This window comes from Exiguobacterium undae DSM 14481 (genome assembly GCF_000620805.1).
GTDB classification, from domain to species: domain Bacteria; phylum Bacillota; class Bacilli; order Exiguobacteriales; family Exiguobacteriaceae; genus Exiguobacterium_A; species Exiguobacterium_A undae.
The window spans coordinates 1,032,000-1,044,955 of sequence record NZ_KK211187.1 but is presented as its reverse complement, the minus strand read 5'-3'; the positions used below and the strand labels follow the sequence as shown (position 1 = coordinate 1,044,955).

Sequence of the window (12,956 nt, the reverse complement as noted above, 5' to 3'; positions counted from 1 at the left end):
GTTCACCCCGATATGTAAGGTGTCGCGGCTGATGCTGGGATCAGGCCCCGACTTACTAAGTCTTGTAGTGCCATTTGCATCGTCTGCATCCCGTATTGTTTACCGGTCTGCAGGACCGATTGTATCTGATATTCTTTGCCGGTCCGGATCAAGTTTGAGACAGCCGGTGTCTCGACCATGATTTCGAGGGCGGCAACACGTCCGGTCCCGTCCGTCCGCGGCATCAGCCGTTGCGAGACGACACCCGCCAAAACGTTCGCCAGTTGCGCCCGAATTTGATCCTGTTGTTCCGACGGGAAGACGTCAATGATCCGACTGACGGTCGACGCCGCCGTCGAGGTATGGACGGTCGCAAACACTAAATGCCCGGTCTCAGCCGCCGTGACGGCAGTCGAAATCGTCTCCAGATCCCGCATCTCACCGAGTAAGATGACGTCCGGATCCTGCCGGAGCGCCGAGCGTAAACCGGTCGCAAACCGTGGAGCATCAATTCCGATTTCCCGTTGGTCGATCAAACTTTTTTGGTGGCTGTGCAAATACTCGATCGGATCTTCAAGCGTGATGATCCGTTTGTACATCGTCTGGTTGATCTCGTTGATCATCGCAGCCAAAGTCGTGGATTTCCCGGAACCGGTCGGACCGGTCACGAGAATCAATCCGTGGGGCTTTGTCAGGAAACGTTTTAAGACCGGTGGTAACGACAGTTGTTCGAGTGTCGGTACCTCCGTCGGAATGGTCCGAAAAGCCATCGACAGGGCTCCGCGCTGATAAAAACAGTTGACGCGGTAGCGGGCAACTCCCGGCACACCAAACGAAAAATCGATATCGCGGTCTTGTTTGAGTTGGAGGTACATTTCCTCGGTAATCAGCGAACGGACAAATCCGTCGATGATGATCGGCTTCATCTTGTCCGTTCCAAACGGCATCAATGTGCCGTTGACACGAAAGACGGGCGGTGATCCCGCCGTCAAATGGACGTCAGATGCGCCCTTTTCTTTTGATGACCGTAGGATGTCTTCGATTTGTGCGCGTTCCATCGTACTCATTCGGAAATCACCGTCCGTAGAATTTCTTCTGTCGTCGTGATGCCTTGGGCAACTTTCGACAACCCATCCGCCAACAATAACCGTTGTCCTTGCGATCTTACATACATCGTGATTTCACTCTCCGTTGATTGATTCATGATCATCCGTCGTAAAACCTCATCGACCATGACGACTTCTTGAATCGCTAACCGTCCGCGGTATCCGGTCATGTTACACGACGAACAACCACGGCCACGCATGACGGTTGTTGCTTCAATCCCTTCTTGTGCGAACAATTCTTCCTCGCGTTTCGATAACGGTTGGACTTCGCCACAATCGCGGCAGACCCGGCGGACAAGACGCTGGGCAATCAGTCCCGTCACCGAGGCGGCGACCAGGAACGGTTCCACCCCCATGTCAATCAACCGGGTGATCGAGCTGACCGCGGAGTTCGTGTGCAACGTCGAGAGGACCAGGTGACCGGTCAAGGACGCCCGGATCGAAATCTCAGCTGTCTCGATGTCACGAATCTCTCCGACCATGACGACGTTTGGATCCTGCCGTAAAATCGAGCGCAAACCACTGGCGAACGTTAACCCGATTTTCGAGTTGACCTGGACTTGGTTGATTCCGTCGACTTGATACTCGACCGGATCTTCGACCGTGATGATGTTCCGCGTTTCATCGTTTAATCCATTTAACGCCGCATAGAGCGTCGAAGATTTTCCGGAGCCGGTCGGTCCCGTAATCAAGATGATGCCGTTTGGACGTTTGAGCATCTCCCGGAACTGTTGTTCATTCCGTTCACTGAATCCGATTTTTGAAATCGAGATATTCGAATTCGAACTGTCAAGAATCCGGATAACCACTTTTTCCCCGTAGACGGTTGGCAACGTCGAGACCCGGAAGTCATAGGCGACGCCATTATAAAGAAACTTGATCCGTCCGTCTTGCGGCAAGCGGGTCTCCGTGATATCAAGTTCACTCATCACTTTAATCCGGGTCGTCAGGATGTTTTGAATCTGCTTCGGATAATTGTTTTCCGTTCGAAGTTCTCCGTCGATCCGGATGCGGATCGATAACGACGTTTCTTGCGGATCCATATGAATATCCGACGCCCGTTGCGAGATACCGTTTTCGAGAATCTGATTGACGAGGCGGATGATCGGTGCATCTTCACGGGTCACCGTATCACGCGACGTATCGGAAATCGTCATCTCGTCCGACTCAAGCAACTCCCGTAACGATGAATCGATGTCGTAATACTTGAGGATCGTCCGTCGAATCTCGTCACGTGTCGCAAGACCAACTTCAATCATCAAGCCGGTTTGCAGCCGGAGATCGTCAATCGCAATCAAATCCATCGGATCGGCCATTGCGATGAACAGACGGTTTCCTTCACGGTAGACCGGAACAAGCGTATGCCGTTGGGCCAGCTCTTTTGAAATCAATTTCGTGACCGCCACGTCAACCGGATAGTTATACAGCTGGATGACCGGAATCTTTAATTGATGATGCAAGGCTTCAATCAATTGTTGTTCTGTCAAATGACCGAGTCGCAGCAGGGTATCCCCTAGTTTTTCCGTCGTCCGTTTGACGGATAACGCTTCTTCGATCTGCGCTTCCGTCACGACACTTTCTTCTAACAACATTTCACCCAATCGTTTCCGTTTCATTGCCATTTACCTCGTCATCCTTCCGCGTGCCATGTTTCTTCTTCATCAAGTGGTGTCACCTGTTGCTTTTTTTCATCCATCACACTCGTAATGGCCGCGATGACTAAAATCGTAATCACGTATCCCGCAATGACAAACGGGTTCGTGATCCAATCCATTTTGACAATCATATAGAGTGAAGTGACTAATATCAATGCGGTTAATGAGAGCGTCACTTTGGCCGCCATTGTCGTCACAAAAGGAATTTGAATGGCAAACATCAATCCGCAAATGATGGTTGCAAGACCAATGATGATACCGAGTTCAATCGCTAAGTCCGTCCAGTTCATATTCATCCTCTTTTCTTATAGCAGTATCAGCCGACTGCACCGTCCGTCGGCTCACCATCGACGGGTGATGCCGGATCCCCTGTCGTCGGTGTATCCGGTGCTGTCGGTTGATCCGGTGTAACGGGTTGTTCCGGCGTTGTCGTACCGTCGGTTGGTCCATCGGTTGATCCGTCCGTCGCATTATCTGTATTGTCCGCCGGATTTTCAGTCGTACTGTCGTTCGTTGAGTCATCTGTCGTGTCGTCCGTTGATTCTTCTGCGGGCGGGATCACGACTGGCGGTGCTTCTTCCTGGCTGCTTTTCGTCACGATGGCTGGTGTCGCAGTATAAAAATCAAGCGCAAGCAATCGTTTGACTTCTCCTTCGTTCGACTTCGTGACGCGATATAATTCGATTGATTTCCCTTCCACACCCGATTGGGTATCACTGCTCGTTCCGGCAGACAATGTCGGAGAGTAGCGGGTAATCGTCCGGTATGGAATCGTTTTTTCAGCTTCCAGTACGGCTGTGACCGTTTCTTTAAACGGAGTTCCGCGTAATTCCAGCGTGACATCACTTCCGTTTTTCGTCGCGATGACCTGATAATTGACCGCCTGTGTATTCCGGACGGCAAAATCTGTTTTCTCATCAATCTTGACGTCATACCCGAGCGTCACATCGTCCGGTAACTGGGGATGTGGCATCCGTTCGACAATCTCAAATGGCGTCTTCGCAAATAATTCATACAGTTTACTGCCGATGAAGGATGCCGCAACCGGATCCATGCCGTACGTCTTCACATTCATCAATTGACCGGCCTTGATGTCGACTTGTGCCATCGCATCAATCATCTGTTCTTCAGCTGCCGAACGGGTCATGAACGTGACACTCGAAACGACTTCACCTGTCGGGTCCACAGCTGCGACCGTTTCTGCCGGATCAAAATTACTTTCTTCTAATTTTTCACTGGTCTTGACTAACCATGTTTTAAAGGTCTGGATTTGTTCTTCCGTGTATGTAATTGGTTGTGTCGCTAAATATTCTTCCGTCGCCGCTTCATCGATGGTTACTTGTAACGCACCACCTTTTTTCAACGATGCGGCTTTAATCGACTCATCGATCTGAAACGTCACGAGTTCTGTCGGAATCGGAAGCGTCTCTTCTCCCGTCCCGACCGTCAACGGTGTTTTTTTAGACCAAGCGGTAACGGCTTCTTGGACTTTCGGTTTGGCTTCTTTACGTGTCAAACCACTGACAGGAACAGAACCAATACGCGCCGTGTCAGAGAAGTTTTCCGAGACTGTTGCTTTGCCGGTAAAGGAAATCAAGGCAAACGAAGGAACATAGATTAAGGCGATTAAGGCGACTAGCAGTAACGTATGTACAGCAAAACGTTTTAAATTTATCATCATCTGTTTCCTTTCCGTATGAAATAACCATTTCAGGTGTCTAGTATTTCCATTATAATGAATATTATGATGAAACATAAGTCCTACCTGACAAATACTTTCTTCATGTGAGAATACATACCGTTTTTCATTTTTTAGTTCAGACATCCTATTGATTCAGACACGAGGTGAGTCCATGCAAGACGAGCAACATGGTTTTTCGTTAATTGAAGTGTTAGTCAGTATTACCATCCTATCGATTATCTCGGTTTCCTTGATTAGTATTTTTTCACAATCACTTTCAGCGTCCAGAGACAGTACAGAGTTAACCTTCGCCAATTACTTAGCGAAAAATGCCGCCTCCTATATCGAACGGGAAGCAATTGAATCAGATGCTGGTCCATTCGCTTTTGATACCTTAGCGAAACAGGCAGAATTGACGATTTATCAAAATGGAGCTTTTGAAGTACCGACGCCGAACACGCCGTCATGTGGTGTATCGGCTATTTGTGACTCAATCTTCAACGATGCGGAAATAAATAATCTCCCGTTTGATGTGAAGTTCAGTGTCACGCCGCATAAAATTAACGGACAAAACGATCCGAACCTACTCGATCTTTACGTGTACGTGTATCCGGACGGACAACCAGAACCCATTACCTCTTTGAAAGGATCGATTACGAATGCGACGCTTAATCAAAGTTTTCCGTCAACGAAGTGACGGATTTTCGCTCGTTGAATTATTGGTCGCCATCGTCATTGCCGCGATTTTCAGCGCCGTCATCTTAACCGTCTTCATCTCCGGAACCAAAAGTTTTCAGGCAACAGGCATCATCAGTGAGTTACGAAGTGAAGCCGACAGTTCCGTCGGGATGGTTCTGAACGAGATTACGGGTTTCGACGCCATTCGCATCGATCAACCCAATGAATTGGCGTTTTATCAAAAAACATTGCCGAGCCTCAGTCAAGCGACCGGCTTACTCGAACGGTCTGCCGGTTTTGTACCCTATAACGCCAATCAAGACCAAACAGACGAGACGGTCGATCCGATTACCTATACATTTGCCGAGCAAGAAACCGAACAGACGACTTTGATTTACAAAGGACCGCCCGAAAGCATCAATGACCAGACACGCGTTGAAAAAACATTTACGTTATCACGTCCGGAAACGGTCACGATCACAACAGGCGACTATCCAGGTGTCTATGTCATTCACGGCATCTTGACGATTACCTTAACCATTCAGTCCGTTGATCAAGAAGAAACACAAACCCTCACGAGTACGATCGGCTTCTAAGGCAGAAAGGACGACCTATGCGAAAATCTGAAGAAGGTTACACCCTACTATTTGTATTAGTGACATTGACCGTTCTGTCCGTACTGGCAGTGGCGACAATTGGTATCAGTCTACAATCCACCCGGTTGACGGAAATCCGGGGCACGAACATCGAAGTCGAATCAGCGACACAAAATGAATTGAATCAAGCCATCGCTGCCCTGCAACAAATCGTTGCCACGACGGCCGGCACCAATCCCACCAGTTCTTCCACCGAATTATTTAAGGATCCAACCAATCAAATCATTTTAAAGCTTGCGGCTTCCGCACCGAATGTCAAAGTCGTCTTAAACGAGGCGGCCTCGAACATCCGGGTCAAGGCATTTGATTTGACCGCAGAGGTCGAAGAAACAAAAGGCGATCAGCCGACGGTCCGGAAAACGTATTCACAACGCGTTTATTTGTCTGCGATTCCAAGTTTTTTATACTACATCTTAGGTTCGGACAATCAAGTGATTTTAAATGGCGCCCCGCGGATTCAGGGAAATGTCTTTTCCCGGGAACCGTTACAAGTATCAGCGTCACCTAACTTCATCTACAATGGTGTTTCGGGGAAGTATACGGATAAAACGGCCCGGTCTTACATCGATGGTCAAGTCAAGGTGTTCCAGCCGAAGGACCAACCGTTATTGAGCTGTCGTGATTTTTTACCTTGTGATTCAAGTGTATTCGACTCGACCGTCAAAACGGACTTGTTGGCCACAAAAGACGCCTTGGTCCCGTTTGATTTTGAATTCGCCTTAAACGATTTTTTAGATATTCCGAGTACCACACCACTCGCCACATTATCAAGTTACTTACGAGATCAACCGATCGAACAGGCTGTCTTAACAGGTCCATTTTTAAACGAATTAAGTACAGACAAACAATTGATTCGACCGGCACCAACAGAAAGTAACACGGTCACCATTACCGACGACATCGTCAAAGCTTCTACTGAACCCCTTATCATCGATGGCAACTTGACGATTTCTTCCCTCAATCCCATCGATCGACCGCTTGAAATCAAACGCCCGATGATTGTGCTCGGTAATTTGCTGATCCGCGGTAACGTCAGCTTTGCGACGACGATGTTTTCGACGGGCTCGAGCCGTCTGGACGATGCGAACATTCAAGGAATTTCCAGTTCAGTCAGTCAGAATACCTTGATCCTTCTCAGCAAAGGAAGTTTGACGATTAACCGCGTCAATAAATTTTCAACACCAAAAACCGCAACACCCGATATGAGTGCTTTTTTATACAGCGATGATCCAAAGCTGAACCGAATCTATTCCGTTGGTTCGACGATGAACCTGCAAGGCGGAATCTTTACGAAAGGCAGTCTCGAAGTCAATGCCTACCGCGGAACGCTTGATTTACCGGAAAATAGTTTCCCGCAAGATGTAACAGCACTCGAGACCTTGATGAAGGCCAAGCAATCTGCGGATGCTGAAAAATCCCGCCTTCGTTTAACTTACGATGCGAGTGTTCTTCAAAATCCGACGGCGATGCTTCCGCTCAGCCGGGCCGTTCAACTCTATGTCGAAACGCCGAAACGGCTTCCATGACCAAAAAACACGACACCCGCCAACAGCGGATGTCGTGTTTTTCAATTACTCAAAAGATGCTGCACCATACGTTTCAGCCAGTTGTTTCACTTGTTTACGTGTTGCTGAAGCGCCGCTTTTTTCTAACACTTGATAAAGATCTTTCCGGTTTTGTTTGACGGTCTCATAAATCGGGCGATCTTTCCCTTTGTCCGGCGAAGCACCCGCTGCCAGTAACAGCTCCATCGCTTCTTGGTTTTGATCGACGGTTGCATAATAAAGTGGGGTATGACCGGATCGATCCTGCTGATTCAATTCGCGTTTCGTTGCTTGTTTGACGAGTAAAGCGTAGGCATCGACCGAACGATTGACACTTGTTGCGACATGTAACACATTTTGCCGTTCCTTGTTCACTTGTCGGACGGACGCGCCGGCTTGCAACCAATCCGCTACGACATTCGTCGGGGCAAACTGCGCGACATAAAACCAATTGGTTTGATTTTTAGCACTTGTCCGGTCCAACAGGACGAGTGCTTTGTCGTACTCGAGTGTTTCTTGAAATTGCCGGATATACCGGTTTCGTTCTTTTGTCGATAAATTGACAGCTTCTGCTGCCTGTTGCAACTTAGTCGCATCACTTGCCTTGAGGCTCGCTTCAAAAGTTTGTTGATTTCGATAATCGATTAACAGATACGTCGTTCCTCCGATTCCAATCAAGAACAGGAGAACGACGGTCATGATTTTTTTACGTGTCACGTCGTTGGCTCCTCTTTAATACACATCCGTATCACTTTCTCCTGCCGATCCCTCAGATGAAATCGTGACTTTAAACGTTGTCGTCAACGGTTGCTTCTCTTTTTCTCCGTCTTTCAATACTTCAAAAACGCTCTTGTCTTCTTTCAAGGCAGTCACCTTCACTCGGGCAACACCCGGACGAAGTGCCTTCAGCGTCTGAGCAGTCGCGTCCGTCTTGACGTATTCTTTCCCTTGCAGGACTTCGAGACGATAGAAACGTTCCGTCGTCGTAACGGGCAGCCAATTGAGAAGCGGGCGTTTTTGATCGTCTTGTAGTGTCATCGTCAAATCATTTGCCGTCAACGTCAGTGGATTTTCACGCACATTGATTTTAGTGATCGCTTGCGTATCCGGGAAATCTTTTAACTGTAACAGTACATCAATCGGACCGTTTGGAGTCCCGGTCAATCCTTTGACGGTGTATCCGGTACCGGTCGCAGTCAGTTCAATGGCATCACTGATTTTCGAAAGAACAAACGGTAAGCGGATATCCGGTGAAAATGTTGCCGTCACATCCTTTGTCGTCCCGACCCATAGTTCCAAGTTGCTTGGATTCACCGTTAGTTCCGGAACCTTGACTTCAATCGTATAGACTTGTGATTGCGCCAAGTAGGTCGTTGCGCCTGCAGTTGCTGGCACGACTGCTTGAACGGTCAGCATACCGGGTTTAACGCCCGTTAAGCTCAACGTATCGGTGTCTTTCCCTTTTGATTCAACAGATCCAGGATTCGTCACAAACCATTTGATTGGTGCGTCTGTTCCGGACAACATGATGGCATCCCCTGTCATCGCTTTCGTTTGCCCCACGTACAACACATTTGGCACATCACGGACAATCAATCCGCCAAATACGTCATTGATGGTCAATTTGGATGTTGCGACCAGTTCTTTGCCATTTGCGACAGGTACAATCAATTTGATATCCGTCGTACCGATTTTTTTCGGTACAATGATTCCTTCCTGATTGATCGTCGCAATACTCGTATCTGCAATCGACCATTTCAACGTCCCGTATTGGCTGCCTGCCGGATTGATGTCTGGCAAGACTTTATATGACGGTGTATTGATATCGATACGGACGGATGGGATTTTGGCTTCTGTCGCATAACGTGTCGACAGTGCATACCCTAGCGTCGGAAAAGCTTGTGTGTCATTCGCAACGGACTTTGATTTATCGACTCCATTTTTCTTATCACGGTAGACCGTTTTCGTGGAAGTCATCGAATTATCTTTTTTATCAAACAGATGAACACCGGCTGCATCTTTTGCCCGGACCTTTACGGTAAAGGTCAGCTCAGATGGTTTAGCAATCCACAATCCTTTTTGAACACCGGCAACTGCTTCATCATATTCGATATCCGGCACGTTCCCGGTCAACTTTTGATTGACGATCTTCACGTTACCGAGCCCTGTCGCTGAGATTACCTCAACATTCCCCGGGAAATCTTCACTGAAGAGGATATCTTCCATCGTGACAGAGAATTGCCCCATGATATATCCATTATTTCCGATTGCATCTTTTTGAAGCATCGGACTCGTTTTAACGGTATAGGTGATGTCTGCTGTTTCCCCTTGTGGGATCGTCGCCGGATCAATCGAACGTGACAACGTAAACGGAGATGAGGCGGACGGCTGAACGACTTGAATCGTCCGTGTTTCAATCGTCTTCGCGCCACGTTGATCTTCCGCTTCGATCCGAATTACGGCTGACGTCTTACCAGCTAATTTCCCGGTAAACGTCTCACTGACAAAGGAATTGTTTTTCAATTTATCATTCTCATACACTTTTTCATTGTCGATATAAATACGTGTTTTTAATTCACGGTCCCGTAAGTCATAGTCATTTACTTTGTATGAGATAGTGAGTGGTTCGTTGTCTAAATAACTCGCCTGATTTTCCGGCAAAATATTTTTCAGAAGCGGTTTGTGGTTGGCACCAATGAAAGCACGGTACATCGTATTCGAGAACAACTCTTTTTCCTGTTGCTGGTTGAAGGTCGAAGTATGTCCCGCTCCGGAATAGGTGACATTCCCTTTTGTATACATATAATAATGATTTCGGGCATCACCAATCGTACGTCCGGCATCCTGATTTGTCGAAGCAAGGTTGTTTTCACGGATGTTATACCATGGAATCAAGTCCGGTTGTTCTAAGTCCAGACCAAAATATTGGTTGTGGGTCGTCGCAATCTGAACGCTATTGCCTAACGTAAAGGGATACGATGTCATGACACCCTCGTTTTGTTTAACAGCTTGACCTGACGTCCGTTGCGCCCCATATCCCATGTTGGTAAAGTTTTTTTGTCCAGCGAGTCCGGCAAACTTCTTTTCCCAAAACAGTTCTGGATTTGCTGATTGACTTGGTCTATAAATCGTATCATGCGACAGCATTAGACCCTGTCCCGTATTTGTAAACGCCAGGATGGCATTTGAGGCATCATCACTCAAAGATGCAGCCCCGTAAGAATCTTGAAAACCAAACACAAGCATGTCATAAGATGTATTTATATTTTTTGAGGCATACGTCTTATTAAACGTATCCGCGGTAATGACTTCTACATTAAAATCGTAAAATCCGTCTTGCTTCAACAGCGTTCCCGAATTCATGAAACCATTGATTGAACCCGTCGCTCCGCTTCGAGTCACTTGAAGAATTTTTGCTTCCGCAACCTGATCCTTCATCAAAAAACTGCCGGTTTTGTAGTCCGTCAAGCCATCACTGCTTGAGACACGAATCATCCAATTCCGTGGACCGGTATAACTTGGCGCGTCAAAATTATAGCTTAGTGTACCCGTTTTCCCTGCCGGTTTTTCATCGACTTTTTCCGACTCTTCAAATTGATCATTGCTGTCGAAATCAATGTACAGTTGAACAAGTTGATTCGTATTTTCAGCGCTCGTCGTGTACGTAAAATCAATCGGGACGTTCGGAACGGCTGGCGTTCCTTTATCGACGCCCGTCAAAGCCGTTCCTTTTTGTTGGACAGATACGCCTGCCAAACGAGGGCGGACGACCTTTTGCAGTTTCAATCTTGAAATGACGGTAGAAAGATCCGTATACACCGGGGTCTCTTTAAAAATCGCCGTAAAGTTACTCGATGAATGCGTCAGAACATCTTGATGCAAAAAGACAGGTAGTCCTTTTTTGACATATGCATTTTGAATCTCGTTTGCTTTCAGCTTTGTAATATCATTTTCAATCTTGTTCGTATTATGATTTTTTTTCGTATCGGAAACAGTCATCGAATATCGATCTGTTCCCGAAAATGCAGACGGATCAAAAACGATCGCATCAAACGCTCCGTCAAGCGGGAAACGCGACGCATTCAATTCCTTGACTGTCATCATCTTGATCTCGTACCGGCTCGTATCCAGTCCTGTCAACATGGAGGTCACCGTCGTCCCGGGATCAATCCGGTTCGTCGTCGACCAGGCATCGCGCACTTCTAAAATCTTGAACTTCTCCCCGGTCGCCGCTTTTGTATGTGGTTGCTGTATATACGTAAAACTAGTAAAGATCAATAGACTGACTACAAACAGACGTACCCAACGCTTCATCTCAATCGTCTCCTCGTCATAAGATCGTAAAATCTAGGACTATATTACCCCACCTTTAGTATACAAGGACTTTTACTTTTTCCCCTTTTTTGTAAAAGACTGCCCCTTCAGTAATGTGCGGACCGTACTGATGAAGTAGAGGGATCCTGTGACGATGAGTGTCTGGTTGGTTGTATCCGTCTGGTCAAAGAACTGGTCGAGTTCCATCACATTTGCCCCGTCCAGCTTTAACTCTGCCAATGTTCGTGCCCGCGGAAAGTCAAACGTCGTCTCGTAGATCTCTGGCGTCACTTCCCGCAACTGATCAAGCATCGCCTCGCGGTCCTTGTCCCGTAAGATCGAACAGAGGACGATGACGGGTTTTGCCTCTTCCTTCAGCCGTTCGACGAGTGCCGCAACCCCTTCCGGATTATGGGCGCCGTCCAGAATGATCCGCGGCTTGCGGGAGATGATTTCAAACCGACCCGGATGCGTCGCATTCCGCAGTCCACGCCGGATCGCGGTCTTCGACCAACCGAGTTGTTTGGCACAGACGACGGCGTTCGCCGCATTATGTACTTGATGCACCCCTTCAAGACCGAGTCGTGTCTCGGGAATCCCTTCGTAGGTTGCCCACGTGCCTGTTGCACTGAGCCGGTAATCGCGAATCACTTCCTGGCTCCAGGTTAAGGTCGCTTGTCGATCGCCACAATAGGCCATCAACGGAACCGTTAATTCTTCCTGCAATTTACCGGCAATGACCGTCGTCTTTTGTTTAATGATGCCAAACTTCTGTAAGGCGATTTCTTGGAGCGTATCTCCGAGAATCGCTTGATGGTCGTGACCAATCGACGTGATGATGGCTGCGAGCGGGTGTTTCAGTACGTTCGTCGAGTCATACAATCCCCCAAGGCCGACTTCATAGATGACCAAGTCAGGACGAATTTGCTGAAAATGATAGAACGCCAGTGCCGTCAATGCTTCGAATTCCGTCACAGTCCCGACCGTTGACTCGATGTTTGTGATCGCTTCCTGGACAGCAACGGCTGCCGCGACCAGATCCGCTTCACTGATCGGGACACCGTTCAACATGATCCGCTCTTCAAACTGAATGATATACGGTGACGTAAAGGTACCAATCCGCAGTCCTTGCGCCACTCCCATCTCGCGCAAAAAAGCGACTGTCGATCCTTTGCCGTTCGTCCCCGCGACATGAATCGCCGGAATCGTATCCGGATCAATCTGTAGTTCTGTTAGCAAGGCCTCCATTCGGCTCAAGCCCGGTTTGATGCCAAATGCCAGTAACGCGGATAACCACTCCAACACATCTTCTCGTGTTCTCACCCTTCATTCGCTCCTTTAAA

10 protein-coding genes are annotated in these 12,956 nt (G+C 47.9%); 3 read left to right on the top strand and 7 right to left on the bottom strand.

Annotated elements, in window-relative coordinates:
- Positions 1-2: 2 nt before the first annotated feature.
- Genes P397_RS0105895 through P397_RS0105880 form a run of 4 tightly spaced genes read right to left on the bottom strand, consistent with a single transcriptional unit; the run spans position 3 to position 4,418 of the window.
- On the bottom strand, positions 3-1,046 hold the full coding sequence (locus P397_RS0105895) for a type IV pilus twitching motility protein PilT (RefSeq protein WP_026832417.1): 1,044 nt from the start codon (positions 1,044-1,046) through the stop codon (positions 3-5).
- The gene (locus P397_RS0105890) at positions 1,043-2,707 is read right to left on the bottom strand and encodes a GspE/PulE family protein (RefSeq protein ID WP_028105914.1); all 1,665 of its coding nucleotides are present in this window, start codon (positions 2,705-2,707) and stop codon (positions 1,043-1,045) included. Before P397_RS0105890 ends, P397_RS0105895 begins: the two co-directional genes overlap by 4 nt.
- A gap of 8 nt (positions 2,708-2,715) precedes the next feature.
- Complete coding sequence (locus P397_RS0105885) at positions 2,716-3,030, bottom strand: hypothetical protein (RefSeq protein WP_028105913.1); 315 nt, start codon at positions 3,028-3,030, stop codon at positions 2,716-2,718.
- A 26-nt stretch (positions 3,031-3,056) separates the two neighbouring features.
- Positions 3,057-4,418: a G5 domain-containing protein gene (locus P397_RS0105880; RefSeq protein ID WP_028105912.1), complete on the bottom strand. Its 1,362-nt coding sequence runs from the start codon at positions 4,416-4,418 to the stop codon at positions 3,057-3,059.
- Between the two features lie 175 nt (positions 4,419-4,593).
- On the opposite strand from P397_RS0105880, the gene P397_RS0105875 reads away from it, so the two are divergent.
- The 3 genes from P397_RS0105875 to P397_RS0105865 are packed head-to-tail and all read left to right on the top strand — an operon-like array spanning position 4,594 to position 7,281.
- Entirely contained in the window at positions 4,594-5,118 is a 525-nt protein-coding gene (locus P397_RS0105875; RefSeq protein WP_028105911.1) for a prepilin-type N-terminal cleavage/methylation domain-containing protein, read from the top strand.
- On the top strand, positions 5,081-5,695 hold the full coding sequence (locus tag P397_RS0105870) for a type II secretion system protein (protein WP_028105910.1): 615 nt from the start codon (positions 5,081-5,083) through the stop codon (positions 5,693-5,695). The genes P397_RS0105875 and P397_RS0105870 overlap by 38 nt, the downstream gene beginning before the upstream one ends.
- A gap of 17 nt (positions 5,696-5,712) precedes the next feature.
- Positions 5,713-7,281 (top strand): type II secretion system protein, encoded by a 1,569-nt coding sequence (locus tag P397_RS0105865; RefSeq protein WP_028105909.1) that lies wholly within the window; start codon positions 5,713-5,715, stop codon positions 7,279-7,281.
- Positions 7,282-7,326: 45 nt separating this feature from the next.
- Here P397_RS0105865 and P397_RS0105860 read toward each other — a convergent pair whose 3' ends face one another.
- From P397_RS0105860 to P397_RS0105850, 3 genes are all read right to left on the bottom strand, one after another.
- Positions 7,327-8,016 carry an ankyrin repeat domain-containing protein gene (locus P397_RS0105860; RefSeq protein ID WP_028105908.1) on the bottom strand — a complete coding sequence of 230 codons (690 nt, stop codon included), beginning with the start codon at positions 8,014-8,016 and terminating at the stop codon, positions 7,327-7,329.
- A 15-nt stretch (positions 8,017-8,031) separates the two neighbouring features.
- Positions 8,032-11,613: a DUF5057 domain-containing protein gene (locus P397_RS0105855; RefSeq protein ID WP_028105907.1), complete on the bottom strand. Its 3,582-nt coding sequence runs from the start codon at positions 11,611-11,613 to the stop codon at positions 8,032-8,034.
- 72 nt (positions 11,614-11,685) lie between these two features.
- Positions 11,686-12,936 carry a bifunctional folylpolyglutamate synthase/dihydrofolate synthase gene (locus tag P397_RS0105850; protein ID WP_028105906.1) on the bottom strand — a complete coding sequence of 417 codons (1,251 nt, stop codon included), beginning with the start codon at positions 12,934-12,936 and terminating at the stop codon, positions 11,686-11,688.
- Positions 12,937-12,956 lie beyond the last annotated feature (20 nt).